At 69.9% G+C, this 16,299-nt stretch carries 19 protein-coding genes; 9 read left to right on the forward strand and 10 right to left on the reverse strand.

Annotated elements, in window-relative coordinates; translation table 11 throughout:
• Positions 1–3 precede the first annotated feature (3 nt).
• The 4 genes from hemB (at position 4) to PU630_RS15150 (ending at position 4,796) form a co-directional block, all read left to right on the forward strand.
• Positions 4–990, forward strand: a complete 987-nt coding sequence (gene hemB / locus PU630_RS15135; protein ID WP_275277887.1) for a porphobilinogen synthase — start codon at positions 4–6, stop codon at positions 988–990.
• The gene (hemL, locus tag PU630_RS15140; RefSeq protein WP_275277888.1) at positions 987–2,300 is read left to right on the forward strand and encodes a glutamate-1-semialdehyde 2,1-aminomutase; all 1,314 of its coding nucleotides are present in this window, start codon (positions 987–989) and stop codon (positions 2,298–2,300) included. Before hemB ends, hemL begins: the two co-directional genes overlap by 4 nt.
• A 405-nt stretch (positions 2,301–2,705) precedes the next feature.
• Positions 2,706–4,055, forward strand: a complete 1,350-nt coding sequence (gene mgtE, locus PU630_RS15145; protein WP_275277889.1) for a magnesium transporter — start codon at positions 2,706–2,708, stop codon at positions 4,053–4,055.
• A 33-nt stretch (positions 4,056–4,088) separates the two neighbouring features.
• Complete coding sequence (locus PU630_RS15150) at positions 4,089–4,796, forward strand: hypothetical protein (RefSeq protein ID WP_275277890.1); 708 nt, start codon at positions 4,089–4,091, stop codon at positions 4,794–4,796.
• A 28-nt stretch (positions 4,797–4,824) separates the two neighbouring features.
• Here the strand turns inward: PU630_RS15150 and PU630_RS15155 are convergent, their stop codons facing one another.
• Complete coding sequence (locus tag PU630_RS15155) at positions 4,825–5,418, reverse strand: TetR/AcrR family transcriptional regulator C-terminal domain-containing protein (RefSeq protein ID WP_275277891.1); 594 nt, start codon at positions 5,416–5,418, stop codon at positions 4,825–4,827.
• Between the two features lie 54 nt (positions 5,419–5,472).
• Between PU630_RS15155 and PU630_RS15160 the strand changes: the two genes are divergently transcribed.
• Genes PU630_RS15160 through PU630_RS15170 form a run of 3 tightly spaced genes read left to right on the forward strand, consistent with a single transcriptional unit; the run spans position 5,473 to position 7,339 of the window.
• Positions 5,473–6,054 (forward strand): biotin transporter BioY, encoded by a 582-nt coding sequence (locus PU630_RS15160; RefSeq protein ID WP_275277892.1) that lies wholly within the window; start codon positions 5,473–5,475, stop codon positions 6,052–6,054.
• Complete coding sequence (locus PU630_RS15165) at positions 6,048–6,743, forward strand: energy-coupling factor ABC transporter ATP-binding protein (protein ID WP_275277893.1); 696 nt, start codon at positions 6,048–6,050, stop codon at positions 6,741–6,743. Before PU630_RS15160 ends, PU630_RS15165 begins: the two co-directional genes overlap by 7 nt.
• Positions 6,737–7,339: a CbiQ family ECF transporter T component gene (locus tag PU630_RS15170; RefSeq protein ID WP_275277894.1), complete on the forward strand. Its 603-nt coding sequence runs from the start codon at positions 6,737–6,739 to the stop codon at positions 7,337–7,339. The genes PU630_RS15165 and PU630_RS15170 overlap by 7 nt, the downstream gene beginning before the upstream one ends.
• A 5-nt stretch (positions 7,340–7,344) precedes the next feature.
• On the opposite strand, the gene PU630_RS15175 is transcribed toward PU630_RS15170, so the two are convergent.
• A complete protein-coding gene (locus PU630_RS15175; RefSeq protein WP_275277895.1) occupies positions 7,345–7,659 on the reverse strand; it encodes a type II toxin-antitoxin system PemK/MazF family toxin in 315 nt (104 codons plus the stop codon).
• A 1-nt stretch (position 7,660) separates the two neighbouring features.
• On the reverse strand, positions 7,661–7,894 hold the full coding sequence (locus tag PU630_RS15180; protein WP_275277896.1) for a YlcI/YnfO family protein: 234 nt from the start codon (positions 7,892–7,894) through the stop codon (positions 7,661–7,663).
• Positions 7,895–8,037: 143 nt separating this feature from the next.
• Here PU630_RS15180 and PU630_RS15185 point away from each other — a divergent pair, with 143 nt between their 5' ends.
• Both PU630_RS15185 and PU630_RS15190 read left to right on the forward strand, forming a co-directional pair.
• Positions 8,038–8,775, forward strand: a complete 738-nt coding sequence (locus PU630_RS15185; protein WP_275277897.1) for an SDR family oxidoreductase — start codon at positions 8,038–8,040, stop codon at positions 8,773–8,775.
• A gap of 4 nt (positions 8,776–8,779) precedes the next feature.
• Positions 8,780–9,379 (forward strand): TetR/AcrR family transcriptional regulator, encoded by a 600-nt coding sequence (locus tag PU630_RS15190; RefSeq protein WP_275277898.1) that lies wholly within the window; start codon positions 8,780–8,782, stop codon positions 9,377–9,379.
• A 142-nt stretch (positions 9,380–9,521) separates the two neighbouring features.
• On the opposite strand, the gene PU630_RS15195 is transcribed toward PU630_RS15190, so the two are convergent.
• The 7 genes from PU630_RS15195 to dnaK form a co-directional block, all read right to left on the reverse strand.
• Complete coding sequence (locus PU630_RS15195; protein WP_275277899.1) at positions 9,522–10,724, reverse strand: acyl-CoA dehydrogenase family protein; 1,203 nt, start codon at positions 10,722–10,724, stop codon at positions 9,522–9,524.
• Positions 10,724–11,800 (reverse strand): phosphotransferase family protein, encoded by a 1,077-nt coding sequence (locus tag PU630_RS15200; protein WP_275277900.1) that lies wholly within the window; start codon positions 11,798–11,800, stop codon positions 10,724–10,726. The genes PU630_RS15195 and PU630_RS15200 overlap by 1 nt, the downstream gene beginning before the upstream one ends.
• Before the next feature lie 74 nt (positions 11,801–11,874).
• The gene (locus PU630_RS15205; protein ID WP_275277901.1) at positions 11,875–12,072 is read right to left on the reverse strand and encodes a hypothetical protein; all 198 of its coding nucleotides are present in this window, start codon (positions 12,070–12,072) and stop codon (positions 11,875–11,877) included.
• 123 nt (positions 12,073–12,195) lie between these two features.
• Positions 12,196–12,633, reverse strand: coding sequence for a heat shock protein transcriptional repressor HspR (locus tag PU630_RS15210; protein ID WP_275277902.1), 438 nt, complete (start codon positions 12,631–12,633; stop codon positions 12,196–12,198).
• A 69-nt stretch (positions 12,634–12,702) separates the two neighbouring features.
• Positions 12,703–13,707, reverse strand: a complete 1,005-nt coding sequence (locus PU630_RS15215) for a DnaJ C-terminal domain-containing protein (protein WP_275277903.1) — start codon at positions 13,705–13,707, stop codon at positions 12,703–12,705.
• A gap of 18 nt (positions 13,708–13,725) precedes the next feature.
• Positions 13,726–14,376, reverse strand: coding sequence for a nucleotide exchange factor GrpE (locus PU630_RS15220; RefSeq protein ID WP_275277904.1), 651 nt, complete (start codon positions 14,374–14,376; stop codon positions 13,726–13,728).
• A 4-nt stretch (positions 14,377–14,380) separates the two neighbouring features.
• Positions 14,381–16,249, reverse strand: coding sequence for a molecular chaperone DnaK (dnaK, locus tag PU630_RS15225; RefSeq protein WP_275277905.1), 1,869 nt, complete (start codon positions 16,247–16,249; stop codon positions 14,381–14,383).
• Positions 16,250–16,299: the final 50 nt, after the last annotated feature.

A 16,299-nucleotide genomic window follows, 5' to 3' on the forward strand; every position in this document is an offset into this window, starting at 1 on the left:
CCGATGAGCACCCAGCATCCCGTCATCCGCCCCCGTCGCCTGCGCACCACCCCGGCGATGCGACGCTTGGTCGCCGAGACCCGCATCCACCCCGCGCAGCTGATCCTGCCGCTGTTCGTGCGCGAAGACATCACCGAGCCCGCGCCGATCACCTCCATGCCGGGGGTCGTGCAGCACACGCTCGACTCGCTGAAGGGTGCGGTGCGGGATGCCGCGGCCGCAGGGCTCGGCGGTATCATGCTGTTCGGCATCCCGGCGACCCGCGACGCCACCGGTTCCGGTGCGACCTCGGCCTCCGGCATCCTTAACCGTGCGACCGAGGTCGCAGCAGTCGAGGCCGGCGACGCGTTGGTGGTGCAGACCGACCTGTGCCTCGACGAGTTCACCGACCACGGACACTGCGGCGTGCTCGACGAGCGCGGCGCGGTCGACAACGACGCGACGCTCGATCGCTACCGCGACATGGCTGTGGCGCAGGCCCGCGCCGGATCGCAGCTGCTCGGCCTGTCGGGCATGATGGACGGCCAGGTCGCCGCCGTGCGCGAAGCGCTCGACGACGCCGGTTTCGCCGACACAGCGATCCTCGCGTACGCGGCCAAGTACGCGTCGGCCTTCTACGGCCCGTTCCGTGAGGCCGTCGACTCGCAGCTGCAGGGCGACCGGCGCACCTACCAGCAGGACCCGGCGAACCGCATCGAGGGCCTGCGCGAGGCCGCGCTCGACGAGGCCGAGGGCGCCGACGTGCTCATGGTCAAGCCGGCCATGAGCTATCTCGATGTGCTCGCCGACGTGGCTGCGACCGCGCAGGTGCCGGTGTGGGCCTACCAGGTGTCGGGCGAGTACGCGATGATCGAGGCCGCCGCCGCCAACGGCTGGATCGACCGCGACCGGGCGATCCGCGAGAGCGTGACCGGCATCCTGCGTGCGGGCGCCGGCGCCGTGCTCACGTACTGGGCGCTCGAGCTGGCCGCATCGGAAGGACAGGCATGAGCAATCAGACGGCGTTCGAGGCGGCATCCACCGTCATTCCCGGCGGCGTGAACTCGCCGGTGCGGGCGTTCCGCTCGGTGGGCGGGGCGCCCCGCTTCCTCGTGTCGGGCCACGGCCCGTACGTGGTCGACGTCGAGGGCCGCGAGTACGTCGACCTGGTGTGCTCGTGGGGCCCGCTGCTGCTCGGGCACGCGCATCCCGCGGTGCTCGACGCCGTGCATGCCGCCGTCGACCGCGGTCTGTCGTTCGGCGCATCGACGCCCACCGAGACCGAGCTCGCCGAGGCCGTGATCGCGCGGCTCGCGCCGGTCGCCGTCGAGGGCCGCCCCGTCGTCGAGCAGATGCGCCTGGTCTCGACCGGCACCGAGGCGACGATGACCGCGATCCGGCTGGCGCGCGGCGTGACCGGACGCTCGCTCGTCATCAAGTTCGCCGGGCACTACCACGGGCACTCCGACGGCCTGCTCGCCGACGCCGGCAGCGGATTGGCCACGCTCGCCCTGCCCGCCTCCGCCGGCGTGCCCGCCGAGATCGCCGCGCAGACGCTGGTGCTGCCGTACAACGATCCGGATGCCGTCACCGCCGCCTTCGCCGAGTACGGCGACCGCATCGCCGCGATCATCGTCGAGGCCGCCGCGGCGAACATGGGCGTCGTCGCGCCTCGCGAAGGTTTCAACGCGTTCCTCGCGTCGGTCGCACACGCCAACGGCGCACTGCTCATCGTCGACGAGGTGCTCACCGGCTTCCGCGAGTCCGCGGCCGGCTGGCTGGGACTCGAGCCGGTCGCCGCCGACATCGTCACGTTCGGCAAGGTGATCGGGGGCGGGATGCCGCTGGCCGCCCTCGGCGCGCGGCGCGAGATCATGGAGCAGCTCGCACCCCTGGGCCCGGTCTACCAGGCCGGCACGCTGTCGGGAAACCCGGTCGCGGTGGCCGCGGGCCTCGCGACGCTGCGCACGGCCGATGCCGCCGTGTACGAGCGGGTCGATCTCGTCGCGGATACGATCTCGAACGCGGTCGATGAGGCGCTGAACGCGGCGGGTGTCGAGCACGTCATCTCACGCGCGGGCAATCTTTTCAGCATCCAATTCCAGTCCACGCGTGCGACCGACTACGCGGGTGTACAGCGGCAAGAGGCGTTCCGCTACGGACCGTTCTTCCACGCGATGCTCGAGGCCGGCGTCTCGCTGCCGCCGAGTGCGTACGAGGCGTGGTTCGTCAGCGCCGCGCACGACGACGCCGCGGTCTCGCGCGTGCTCGCCGCGCTGCCGGCCGCCGCCCGCGCGGCTGCCGCCGCGCAGCCTGCCTGACGCGCGCCGCGGCGCCCTAGGTCACCCTGCGCGCTCGAGATGCCGGCCGTGCGTCGCCCCGGCCGCGCACCCTCCCAGACTTCGGAACATCGCGCGAAGTTCGGAGCGATCGCGCGTAATGGTCCGAAGCTCGTCGGATGCTCCGAAGTCTGTGCGTGCGGGCGGCGCCTTCCCGTGCGCACGAGGCGCCCAGCGCGGACGGTCTATGCTTGACGCGGCGCGAGACGCGCCCACGGCGAGAAGATGAAAGCGAGGTGGTTCGACATGAGTAGTGACAGTCGCAGTCCGTTGCCGAACACCGCCTCCACCGCTCTGCGCTGAGCCCGGACGGGGTGTTCGGCACCCCTTCCCATATCCGACCCGCGCGGGCGCCGCATGCCCCTGCGCGCTGCAGGAGGCTCCGCCATGACCATTCAGGAACTCACCGACCGTATCGACGACCTTGCACAGCTGCTCTCGGGCAATGAGCTGGTCGCGGCATCCGACGCCGTCGCCGCGCTGGATCCGCATGAGATCGTGACCGCGATCGAACGCCTGAGTCCCCGGGCGGGCGCGGTCTTGTTCCGCCTTCTGTCGAAGGACCGCGCCCTCGCCGTCTTCGATGCGCTCTCGCCTGCGGTGCAGGGCGACCTGGTGCGGCAGCTGCGCGACTCCGAGGTAGCCACGGTCTTCGCCGACCTCGACCCGGACGACCGCGTCTGGCTGCTCGACGAGCTGCCGGCATCGGTCGCGCAGCGTCTGCTGCAGGGGCTGCCCGCGCGCGACCGGCAGCTGACCGCGGCCGTGCTCGGATACGAGCAGGATGCCGTCGGTCGCCGTATGAGCCTCGACTTCGTGACGACGCATCCCGGACTCACCGTGGCCCAGACCATGGACCGCCTGCGCGCGCGGCTCGACGACGCCGAGACCGTCTACACGCTGCCGGTCACCGGCGCGGGGCGCGAGGTCGTGGGGGTCGTGAGCCTGCGCGACCTCATGTCGGCACCCGATGACGCCACGATCGACGAGGTCATGAGCGACCCGCAGACGGCGAGCGCAACCAGCGACGCAGAGCAGGCCGCGCGCGTGTGCGCCGACCGCGGACTGCTGGCCCTGCCGATCGTCGACAGTGAGCGGCGGCTCGTCGGCATCCTCACGCTCGATGACGCAGCGCGCATCCTCAAGCAGGAAGAGAGCCAGGATGTCGCCCGTCAGGGCGGCGTCGAGCCGCTGGGTCGCCCCTACTTGAGTACGCCGATCCCCCGGCTCGTGCGCTCGCGGGTCGTCTGGCTGTTCGTGCTGGCGATCGGCGCGACGCTGACCGTGCAGGTGCTCTCGCACTTCGAGGCGACGCTCGCCGAGATGACCGCGCTCGCCCTGTTCGTGCCGCTCTTGATCGGGACCGGCGGCAACACCGGCAACCAGGCCGCCACCACCGTCACCCGCGCTCTCGCGCTGGGCGAGGTGACGCCGCGCGACATCCTGCGCGTACTCGGACGCGAGGTGCGCGTCGGCTCTCTGCTCGGTCTCGCCCTCGGCATCGTCGGGTTCGTCATCGCCGGAGCCATCTACTCCTGGCCGATCGGCGTCGTCATCGGACTGACGCTGATCGCCGTGTGCACGGTGGCCGCGACCATCGGTGGCGTGATGCCGCTGGTGGCGCGGGCGATCCGCGTCGACCCGGCCGTGTTCTCGAACCCGTTCATCACGACATTCGTGGATGCCACGGGCCTGGTCATCTACTTTCTCATCGCGAAGACCGTGCTCGGGCTCTGACCTGCGCTCGCTCTGCAGACCTAGGCTGTCTGCATGTCGCTGAGCACCGAGCGCGCGGCCATTCCCGCGCTCGTGATCACCCCGATCGTCGTCGGGGTCTTCGTCGGTGTCGTGGCGACGGCTGCCGCCACGGTGTTCCTCGCACGCGACGCCCTGCATCTCGCATGCTCGTACGCCGACGGCTGGATCTGCGCGGACGGCATCAGCTACCTCGGGATCGGGGCCGTTCTCTGCGGTGTTCCGACGCTGTTGGCGATCGTGGGCGCCGTCGTCTCGTGCACCGTGCGCAGCGCGCGAGCGGCGGCCGTCTGGCTGCTCGGTCTCGCCGCCGCGGCCGCCGCCTGGCCCCTCGTGCAGACGTGGCAGGGCGTCCGAGTACCCGTCGAGGCCTCACGCATCGAGGCCTGGAGCCACACCGTTCTACCGTCGGGGATCATCGCAGCGATCGCGGTCGTCGCGGGCGCGCTGGGTGTCGCGATGCGCGGGCGGGCGGCATCCATTCTTCTGTTCATCGGGGCGGGCGCGCTCGTCATCGCGATGTGCGTGCAGCCGGGCCTGGGCGTCGCCCTGCCCGCAGCGGCGGGGATGCTCGCCACCGCCGGCTGGCGGCTCGCCGACGCGGCGCTGTCGACGCAGCCCGCCGGGACGCAGCCCGCCGTTCAGAACTCATCCCATCCGAATGCCGACGGTGTCGGAACGGCCCGAAACGACCGTTTCGGCACTGGATCGGCTGACTCCTGAACGCCGATGAGCGCGTGGAGAGACTCAGCTACCGCGCGGCCCCGACCCGCGCCCGCGCTCGCAGCCCGTCGACGAGCAGGTCGACGCCGAACGAGAAGGCCGAGGCCGAGGCATCCGGTCCGCCCTCCACCGTCACCCCGATGCTGTCGTACTGCAGCCGCTGCTGCTCGTGCGAGACGTGCCCGAGCACGAAGTGCAGTAGGGCCGTCGCTGCCTGCCGGGTCGTCGCCTCGTCGAAGCCGCCGCCGGCGATGGCCGACGCGAGCCGGTCGAGCGCGGCATCCGCCCCCAGCCCCATCGACAGGGTGCTCGAGACCACCTCGGCGCCATCGCGGTAGGCGAGCAGACTGTCGCGCAGCGCCGAAGCCGACGCGCGTACGTCGGCGGCCCAGTTGCCCGAAGACGACACCGGGGGCCGCCCCGCCACGATCCGGTCGGCGAGATCTGCCAGCAGCGCCTGCTTGTTGGGGAAGTGGTGATACAGCGCGCTCGGCTGCACATCCAGCGCCGCCGCGAGCCGCCGCATCGTGAGGTCGGGCAGCCCGACGTCGTCGAGCAGACGCAGCGCGGTGCGGGCGACATCATCGCGAGTGTGTCGTCGCGCCGTTTCGCTCGGGGCCATATCCTCACTATAGTGAACGGCGTTCAGGTGAACACCGTTCAGGTAAGGAAACCCATGACCGACACCTCCACCGTCACCCGCGCACGATTGAGCGCCGCCGACATCGCCCGGGTCGCCGTCTTCGCGGCAGTGATCGCCGTGCTCGGCCTGCCCGGCGGCTTCACGGTCTTCGGTGCGGTGCCGATCACGGCGCAGACGCTGGGCGTGATGCTCGCCGGCGCGATCCTCGGGCCGTGGCTCGGCGCGTTGTCGATGACGGTGTTCCTCGCGCTCGTCGCGCTCGGCCTGCCGCTGCTCTCCGGCGGCCGCGGCGGCATCGCTGTGTTCGTCGGCCCGTCGGCCGGCTACCTCATCGGGTTCGTCGTGGGTGCTTTCGTCATCGGGCTGATCGTGCACGCCGGGCGACGCAAGCCCAACCTCTGGCGCACGGCCATGGGCGTGGTCGTCGGCGGCATCCTCGTCGTGTACGCGTTCGGCATTCCGCTGCAGGCACTCATCACGCGGATGCCGCTGGACGAGACCTTCCTCACGAGCCTCGTCTTCATCCCGGGCGACCTCATCAAGGCGGTGCTGGCCACCGCGATCACGCTGACGCTCGTGCGGGCCTACCCGCGGGCGTTCCATCGCACATGGTGATCTCGCTGCACGACGTCGTCGTGCGTCTCGGAGAGGTCGATGCCCTGCGCGGCGCGACGCTCGACGTCGATGCGCGCACGATCGCCGTGATCGGTGAGAACGGTTCGGGCAAGTCCACGTTCGCTCGACTGCTCGCCGGACTCGTACCCGCGGCATCCGGCACCGTCCGTGTGCTGGGCCTCGACCCCGCCCGCGACGTCGCCGATCTGCGTCGACGCGTGGCCGTCGTCTTCAGCAATCCGGATTCGCAGATCGTCATGCCGACGGTGGCCGAGGACGTCGCCTTCTCGCTGCGGCCGCAGCGAGGCCGCGAACGACTGACGAAGGATGCCGCGGCTGCCCGCGTCGCCGCAGCACTGGCCCGTTTCGGGCTGACCGAGCTCGCCGAGCGCCCCGCGCACGACCTCTCCGGCGGACAGAAGCAGCTGCTCGCCCTCGCCGGGGCGTTCATACGGGAACCCGAGCTCGTGATCGCCGACGAGCCCACCGCCTACCTCGACGCCCGCAATGCGCGGCTGGTCGGCGACCACCTGCTCGCCGACACCGGACACCGGCTCGTGCTGGCCACCCACGATCTCGCGCTCGCGCGGCGCTGCGACGTCGCGGTGCTGTTCGCCGACGGACGCGTGCGGTCGACGGGTACGCCGGCCGACGTCGTGGCCGAGTACGAGGCGCTGCTGACATGCTGAGCCTCTACCGCGCGGGGACCAGCCCTCTGCACCGGATGCCCGCGGGCCCCAAGCTCGTGCTGCTGGTGGCGCTGGTGCTCGCCGTCTCGCTGCTGCCGACGGCACCGTGGGCGGCCGGGGCCGCCGTCGCCCTGTGCATCATCGCGTACCTGTTCGGGGGCGGGATGCCGGCGCTGCTCCTTCTTGCGCGGCAGACGTGGGCCCTGAAGTGGGTCATAGCGTTCATGCTCATCGGCCAACTGATCTTCCTCGGGCCACAGCCCGCCGTGCTCAACACCGTGCGGGTGACCGCCGCAGTGCTGCTGGCGGCGCTTCTGGCCCTGACCACGCGCGTGACCGCGCTGCTCGACGCCCTCGAGCGCGGGCTCGCGCCGCTGCGGGTGGTGCGCGTCGATCCCGCGCGCGTGGCGCTCATGCTCACCGTCACGCTGTCGACCCTGCCGGTCATGGGGCGCATCGCCCACGACGTCCGCGAGGCGCAGCGCGCCCGTGGTGCCCGACCGGGGGTGCGCACGTTCGCGGTGCCGTATCTGGTCATGGCTCTGAAGCACGCCGACGAGCTGGGCGACGCCCTCGCCGCGCGCGGCGTGCGCTGAGCCGCTCAGCCCATCAGCGGAATGTCGAGGTCGAACGCCAACACCATCGCGCGCGCCAGAGCGACTTCCTGCTCCATCGAGAGATAGCCGATCGTCCGACCGAGTGCCGCGACCGGGATGGTGACGATGTTGTCGAGGGATGCCACGCAGGGGTGGTCGAGCCCGTTGCGAGCGTCGAGGGCAACCTCGCTGCTCAGCCCCTTCACTGTCGAGGTGATCGGAGCGATCGTGACCTTGGTCATCGCCGCGCGGGCGAGATCGCGCGTAAGAACCAGCGCCGGTCGAGTCTTGTCCAGTCGCGCGAGGCAGATCTCTCGCACGTCAGCCCTCAAGATCGATGTGCGTGACAGTCCAATCCACGAGTGAATCGAGGTCGTCGGCAGTACCCACGCGTGCAAGTACGGCCGCGTCTCCTTCCGCCGCGCGACGTCGCATCTCACGCTCAAGCGCCGAACTCACCAGCGCCGCGCGACTGGCGACTCGGCCACCGGCGACTTCGCGGTCGAGGAACTCGACGACGGGATCGGGAAGGCGTACGGCGATCTGCGTGGACATACGCCCATGATACACCGGTGCATCCCGTATTGGGATGCACCGGCACGCCGCACCGCGGCATCCATCCCCTCCGTCGGCCGCCGCCCTTCTCACCGCCCCGTGCTACCGTCATACCGACCGGACGGTATCTGCGAGGAGGCAGGATGGACAGGTTCACCGGGCGCACGGCACTCATCACGGGTGCGAGCCGCGGCATCGGCCTCGCGATCGCGCAGCGCATCGTCGCGGAGGGCGGTTCGGTCGTCATCACGGCGCGCAAGCAGGATGAGCTCAATGCCGCCGTCGCCGAACTCGGCCCGAACGCCTCAGCGGTCGCCGGGCACGCCGACGACCCGGACCACCGCGTCGCCGTCTTCGCGCACATCGCCGAGCGCCACGGGCACCTCGACCACCTCGTCAACAACGCCGGCATCAATCCGGCCTACGGGCCGCTGCTGAGCGTCGACGACGAGCCCGCGCGCAAGATCTTCGAGGTCAACGTTCTGGCCACCCTCGCCTGGACCCGCGAGGCCGTCGCCGCCGGATTGCAGCGCTCGGTCGTGAACCTCGCCTCGATCGCCGGCCTCTCGGCGGCACCCGGCATCGGCTTGTACGGCGTCTCGAAGGGCGCCGTCATCAACCTCACGATCCAGCTCGCGCACGAGCTCGCCCCGGCCCTGCGCGTGAACGCCGTCGCACCGGCGGTGGTCAAGACGCGCTTCGCGCGGGCCCTGTACGAGGGAAACGAAGAGCAGGCGGCATCCGTCTATACCCTCGGCCGTCTCGGCGAGCCCGACGACGTCGCAGGTCCCGTCGCATTCCTGCTCTCCGACGACGCGGCCTGGATCACCGGTCAGACCATCGTCATAGACGGCGGCGCAATGCTGCACGGCATCGGCTGAGACCATGGTCAAGAGCACGACCGTCGCCGACGACATCACCCGCGCCGCCGTCGAACTGTTCGCCGCGAACGGCTACGGCGGCACCAGCGTGCAGCAGATCGTGGATGCTGCGGGCGTCACGAAGGGCGCGCTCTACCACTACTTCGGGTCGAAGGACGACCTGCTCTTCGGCATCTACGACCGACTGCTGGGCACCCAGCAGGAGCACCTCGACACCATCGTCGCCGCCGGCGGCGACATCGACGACCTGCTCACGGCCGCCTGCATGGACGTCGTCGAGACCACCGTCGCGCAGCTCGACGAGGCGGTGGTGTTCTTCCAGAGTGCGCATCTGCTGAGCCCCGAGCGCCACGACGAGGTGACCCGCCGCCGCCGGGAGTACAACGACGCCTTCGGCGCCCTCATCACCCGCGGGCAGGCCGAGGGCCGCTACCGCACCGATATGCCGCTGCCGGTGCTCATCGCCCACTTCTTCGCCGACGTGCACTATCTCGGGCAGTGGTACTCCCCCACGGGTACGACCAGCGCCTCCGCGCTCGCACGGCAGCTGACCGAGCTGTTCCTCGCCGGGATCCGGCGGGTGGATGCCGCGGCCGCCGACTGAGCACGGCTACAGCGCGGCCGCGGGCCGCGGCATCCCGCCCCGCCCAGAACACCATCCGCTGAGAGTGCAGCTGATGGACGAAGGAGCGGTTGGTTCCCTACCTCTCGTCGACCAGCTGCACTCTCACCGTGAAGCGGCGGCCTCAGCGCCGCAGCTCGGCCCGACCCAGCGAGTTCAGGTGCACCTCGTCGGGCCCGTCGGCCAGCCGCAGCGTGCGCACGCCCGCCCACAGCGCGGCCAAGGGCGTGTCGCCCGAGACGCCGGCGCCGCCGAACAGCTGGATCGCCCGGTCGAGGATCTGCTGCACGGCCCGCGGCACGGCGATCTTGATCGCCTGGATCTCGGTCATCGCCTGCCGGTTGCCGACCGTGTCCATGAGCCATGCAGTCTTCAACACGAGCAGCCGCAGCGCCTCGAGCTGGATGCGCGACTCGGCGACCCACTCGCGCACGACGCCCTGCTCGGCCAGCGTACGGCCGAACGCCGTGCGTGAACCCGCGCGTTCGCGCACGAGCGACAGCGCCCGCTCGGCCATGCCGAGCGCCCGCATGCAGTGGTGGATGCGCCCCGGGCCGAGCCGCGCCTGCGCGATGGCGAAGCCTTCGCCTTCGCCGACCAGGATGTTCGTCGCCGGCACCCGCACCCCGTCGAACACGACCTCGGCATGCCCGCCGTGGTCGCGGTCGTCGTAGCCGAACACGCTCAGCGGCCGCACGACGTGCACGCCGGGGGTGTCGCGCGGCACGAGGATCATCGACTGCTGCCGATGCCGGTCGGCCTCCGGGTCGGTCTTGCCCATGACGATGAAAATCTTGGCATCCGGGTTCATCGCGCCCGTCGACCACCACTTGCGCCCGGTGACGACGTAGTGGTCGCCGTCGCGCTCGATGCGGGTGCCGATGTTCGTCGCGTCCGACGAGGCGACGTCGGGCTCGGTCATGCAGAACGCCGAGCGGATCTCGCCTCGAAGCAACAGCTCGAGCCAATCGCCCTTCTGCGCCGGAGTGCCGAAGTCGTGCAGCACCTCCATGTTGCCGGTGTCGGGCGCGTTGCAGTTGAACGCGGTGGGCGCGAGCTTCGGGCTCCATCCCGTGATCTCGGCGATCGGCGCGTACTGCAACTGGCTGAGACCGGCACCCTCCTCGCCAGGAAGGAACAGGTTCCACAACCCCTGCGCCCTCGCCTCCTGCTGCAGCTCGCGCAGGATCGGCCGGAACGACCACTCGCCGGGGGCGTCGGCCAACTGCTGCTCGAGCACGGGCTCGGCGGGCAGCACGTGCTCGTCGACGAACGCGCGCGCCCTCTCGCTCAGTTCGCGCGTACGCGCGTCGGGTGCGAAGTCCATCAGGCCCACTCCATCCCTGCCGCGGCGAGCGGTTCCACCAGCTCGCCGATGCGGTCGAAACCCTCACCGACGGTCTCGCCGGCGCTGTAGCGCAGGTGTATCCCCTCGAGGATCACCGCGAGCTTGTAGGCGGCGAACGCGCGATACCAGTGCAGATTCGGGATGCTGCGCCCCGACCTGCGCGCGTAGGCCTCGACGAGCGCGTCGAACGTCGGGTATCCGGCATCCACGTCCACCGCACTCGGCACGATGCGGCGCGCGCCGGGCAGATCGGCGACGTTCCAGTACAGCCCGAGGATGCCGAGGTCGACGAGCGGGTCGCCGAGCGTCGCCATCTCCCAGTCGAGGATCGCCGAGATGCGCGGGTCGTCGCCGGTGCCGACCACGAGTGCGTTGTCGAGGCGGTAGTCGCCGTGCACAATGGCGGCGCCGCTGTCCGTCGGCACGTCGGCGTGCAGCCGCTGCTGCAGCCTGTCGAGGGTCGGCGTCTCGCGCGAGCGCGACGCGTCGAGCTGCCGTTGCCAGGTCTTCAGCTGACGGTCGATGTAGCCGTCGGGACGGCCGAAGTCCGCCAGGCCCACCGCGGCCGGAGCGACCGCGTGCAGGTCGGCGAGGTGCTCGGCCAGCGCGGTGCTCATGGCCTGGATGCCGGCGCGGCTGAACTCCGCGTTCTGAGCGCGGCGCGTGATGGTGCGCCCGGGCGCGCGTTCCATGACGAAGAAGGTGGTTCCGGTGACGGTGGCCGTCTCGGTGTCGTCGACGACGTCGACTGCAGCGGGAACCGGGATGCCACTGCCGGCCAACGCCGCTATCACCCGGTGCTCGCGCCGCATGTCGTGCGCGCTGGCGAGCACATGGCCGAGCGGCGGTCGCCGCACGATCAGCGGCAGCGCGGCGCCGTCGACAGCGTAGGTGAGGTTGCTCCTGCCGCCGGCGATGACGGATGCCGAGAGCTCGCCGCCGGCAATATCAGGGTGGACGCGCTCCAGCCAGGCGCGGAAGCCGTTGACGTCGAGCCCGGGCGTTGCGCCGGCCTCATCGGGGATCCGCGACGGGGTGTGTTCGGGCTGTGGCATCCTGACCTCCTTGTCGTGGCGATGCTTCCCACAGCATACCGACCGTCCGGTATGTCGGTGGTGGATGCCGCGGCTCAGCGCTCGTTGCCGCGCTTGTAGTTGCCGGTGGCGCGCTGGAGCGCGGCCTGATCGCTCGCGCCATCGTCGCCGAGCCGCGCGATCAGGCGCTCCGCGGCAGGTCCCCGTACGACCGTCACCAACCGGCCGACGCGTGAGATGTGCACCTCGCCGGATTTGGTCACGCGATACGCGAACGGCTCGTACCCCGGCATCCCGCCTCCTCCCCCGCTTCCACCTCCGTCGAATTCATATGGAACCGTCTCATGCACACCAAACCGTCGGCAGTTTCATGTGCACGAGACAGATTCATATGAATTCGGCGAGATGGGGGCGCATCAGCGCTCGTCGGGGCGCTGCGGACGCCACACGACGATATCGGTCGAGCGGCGGATGCGGCGGCCGTGCCGCAACGGCACGACCGCTCCGGTCGAGCCCGCGGCGAACACGCGCGCGCCGGGGCGGTTCTCGACCTCCGCGCGCACGCGCTCCTCGAGCAGCTGCACACGCATGTGCAGCTCGCGCACGTGCTCTTCGAGCTCGAGGATGCGCACGATGGCGGGCAGGCTCATGCCCGCGGCCGACATCTTCGACACCTCGCGCAACTGCGCGACATGCCGCAGCGAGTAGCGTCGTGACCCGCCCTTGGTGCGGGCGGGCACGACGAGTCCCATACGGTCGTACTGCCGCAGGGTCTGAGGATGCATTCCGGACAGCTCGGCGGCCGCCGCGATCGCGAAGATCGGGGCGTTCTCGTCTGGTCTGCGCTCAGGCATCCGGATTCACCTCCTCGCTACTCTAGGAACTTCTGCTCTCGTACCGGCGTTTCGACTCGCTTCGCTCGCTCAACGACCGACGGCGGCCTTCGCCATCAGCTCGGCGCGCGGGTTCTCTTTGGGCTCGAGATCGTGGAAGCGCTCGAGGGCCTCACGCGCGGCATCGTCGAGATGCGATGGCACGGCCACCTGCACCTCGGCGAGCAGGTCGCCGGTGCCCTTTTTGCTCTCCACGCCGCGGCCCTTGACGCGCAGCACGCGCCCCGACGGCGTACCGGGCGCGACGCGCAGCCGCACCGGATCGCCGCCGAGCGTCGGCACCTCGATGGTCGCGCCGAGCGTGGCCTCGGTGAACGTCACCGGGACGGTGACGCGCAGGTTCAGCCCGTCACGGGTGAAGACCGGGTGCGGCCGCACCGTGATGGTCACGACGATGTCGCCGTTCTCACCGCCGTCGGGCGAGGGATGCCCCCGCCCGCGCAGCCGGATCTTCTGACCGTTCGACACCCCGGCCGGGATCTTCACCTTGAACGGCTTGCCGTTCTCACCCGACAGGGTGATCGTCTCGCCCTTGACGGCGGTGATGAAGTCCAGCGTGGTGTGCGCGGTGACGTCCTGACCCTTCTGCGGCCCCCCATACCCGCGGTATCCACCGGTCGAATCACCGAAGCGACCCGACCCGAACCCGCCGCCCTGCTGGCCGAACATCGAGAAGATGTCCTCGAAGTTGCCCGAGGTCTCGAAGCGGGTCCCTCCGCCGCGGCCCTGGCCGAACATGCCGCCGAACACATCGTCGAAGCCGCCGTCGCCCTGGCCGCCCGCCGTGAAGCGGGCACCCGAGCCCATCGCGCGGATCTGGTCGTACTCGGTGCGCTGCTCCTTGTCGGAGAGCACCGAATACGCCTCGCTGATCTCCTTGAACTTCGCCTCGGCGGCGTCATCCCCCGGGTTCGAGTCCGGGTGGTACTTGCGCGCGAGCTTGCGATAGGTCTTCTTCAGGTCGGCATCGGTGACGTCCTTGGACACACCGAGCGTCTTGTAGAAGTCCTTGTCGAACCAGTCCTGACTGGCCATGGATGCTCCTTCCCGCGGTCAATCCGCCGGGACGGCGACGACCACCTTCGCGGGTCGCAGTTCCACGTCACCCAGCCGGTATCCGGTCTCGACCACCTCGAGGATGGTCGACTCCGAGGTGCCCGGCGTCGGCTGCTGGAAGACGGCCTCGTGCTGCTGCGGGTCGAACGCGTCGCCCGCTGCGCCGTACGAGACGACGCCCAGCCTCTCCACGACACCGCGCAGCTTCTCGGCGATCAGCGCGAACGCACTGCCGGCCTCGAGATCGCCGTGCTTCTCGGCGCGGTCGAGGTCATCGAGCACGGGCAGCAGGCCCTTGGCGACCTCGCCCTTGGCGCGGTCGATCTCGACCTGACGCTGCTCTTCGGTGCGGCGGCGGTAGTTGGCGTACTCCGCCTGCAGGCGCTTGAGGTCGCTGAGCAGCGTCGACTCGAGGTCGGCGAGCTTGGCGTCTTCGGCAGCGGCGTCAGAGTTCTGAGCGGTGCCCAGAATGTCGTCGATGGTCAGCTCGTCCACAGCCTCGCCGAAGGGCTCGGCGTCACCGCCCTCGGCGCTCTCGGCACCCGTCGGGTTGTCGGTCCCGTCCTGCGCGTCGGGGCCGGAGGCAGAAGCCTCCGACCCCTCTTCGCCCGGACGGACCTCGTTGTCATCGAAGTCCTTGTCGGTCATGTCCCTACTTCTTCTCGTCCTCGTCGTCGACGACCTCGGCGTCCACCACGTCCTCCTCGGGGTTCGGCACGTCGCCGTTGCCCGGGTCGGCGACGTTCGGGTCGCCCGGTGCGCCTTCGGCCTGTGCGGCCTGGTAGATCGCCTCGCCCAGCTTCTGCTGGCTCTCGTTCAGCTTCTCGTACGCCGACTTCACCGCGTCGTCGTCCTCGCCGGCCAGGGCCGTCTTCAGTGCGTCGACATCGGCCTGCACGCTGTCCTTGACGTCGCTGGGCAGCTTCTCGTCGTTCTCCTTGATGAGCTTCTCGATCGAGTATGCGAGCGTCTCGGCCTGGTTGCGCGTGTCAGCGGCCTCGCGGCGCTTCTTGTCTTCGGCCGCGTTCTCCTCGGCCTCGCGCACCATGCGCTCGATGTCCTCCTTGGGCAGCGACGAGCCGCCCGTGATGGTCATCGACTGCTCCTTGCCGGTGCCCTTGTCCTTCGCGGACACATGCACGATGCCGTTGGCGTCGATGTCGAAGGTGACCTCGACCTGCGGAATGCCGCGCGGGGCCGGCGCGATGCCGGTCAGCTCGAACGTGCCCAGCGGCTTGTTGTCACGAGTGAACTCGCGCTCGCCCTGGAACACCTGGATCGCGACCGACGGCTGGTTGTCGTCGGCGGTCGTGAACGTCTCGCTGCGCTTGGTCGGGATGGCCGTGTTGCGCTCGATGAGCTTGGTCATGATGCCGCCCTTGGTCTCGATGCCGAGGCTCAGCGGGGTGACGTCGATCAGCAGCACGTCCTTGCGCTCGCCCTTGAGGACACCGGCCTGCAGGGCTGCGCCCACGGCCACGACCTCGTCGGGGTTCACGCCCTTGTTGGCGTCCTTGCCGGTCTCGCTCTTGACGAGCTCGGCGACGGCCGGCATACGCGTGGAACCACCCACGAGCACCACGTGGTCGATGTCGGCCACCTTGATGCCGGCCTCACGGATGACGTCGCTGAACGGCTTCTTCGTGCGGTCGAGCAGGTCCTTGGTGAGGTCCTCGAACTTCGCGCGCGACAGGGTCTCCTGCAGGTTCGCCGGGCCCGACTCGGTCAGCGAGAGGTAGGGCAGCGAGATGCTGGTCGAGGTCGAGCTCGACAGCTCCTTCTTCGCCTGCTCGGCGGCCTCCTTCAGACGCTGCAGGGCGATCTTGTCACCCGACACGTCGACACCGGTCGTGTTCTTGAACTGCGTGATCAGCCAGTCGACGACACGCTGGTCCCAGTCGTCGCCGCCGAGGCGGTTGTCACCGGCGGTCGCGCGCACCTGGATGGTGGAGAAGTCGTCGTCCTTGCCCACCTCGAGCAACGACACGTCGAATGTGCCACCACCGAGGTCGAAGACCAGGATGAGCTCGTCTTCCTTGCCCTTGTCGAGGCCGTACGCCAGAGCGGCGGCGGTCGGCTCGTTGATGATGCGCAGGACGTTCAGGCCCGCGATCTCACCGGCCTCCTTCGTGGCCTGACGCTCGGCGTCGTTGAAGTACGCAGGAACGGTGATGACGGCATCCGTCACCGCGTCGCCCAGGTACTCCTCGGCGTCGCGCTTCAGCTTCTGCAGAATGCGCGCCGAGATCTCCTGCGGCGTGTACGCCTTGCCGTCGATCTCCTGGGTCTTCCAGTCGGTGCCCATGTGGCGCTTGACGGAGGTGATGGTGCGGTCGACGTTCGTCACGGCCTGGCGTTTGGCGGTCTCACCGACCAGCACCTCGCCGTCCTTCGTGAATGCGACGACCGACGGGGTCGTACGGAACCCCTCGGCATTGGCGATGACCTTCGGCTCGCCGCCCTCGAGGACGGACACGACCGAGTTGGTCGTACCGAGGTCGATACCCACTGCACGTGCCATGTGTTTCTCTTCCTTTCCGGGGGTCATGGCATCTGCCACGGCCCGGGTTG

The sequence above is a fragment of the Microbacterium horticulturae genome (genome assembly GCF_029094505.1).
GTDB classification, from domain to species: domain Bacteria; phylum Actinomycetota; class Actinomycetes; order Actinomycetales; family Microbacteriaceae; genus Microbacterium; species Microbacterium horticulturae.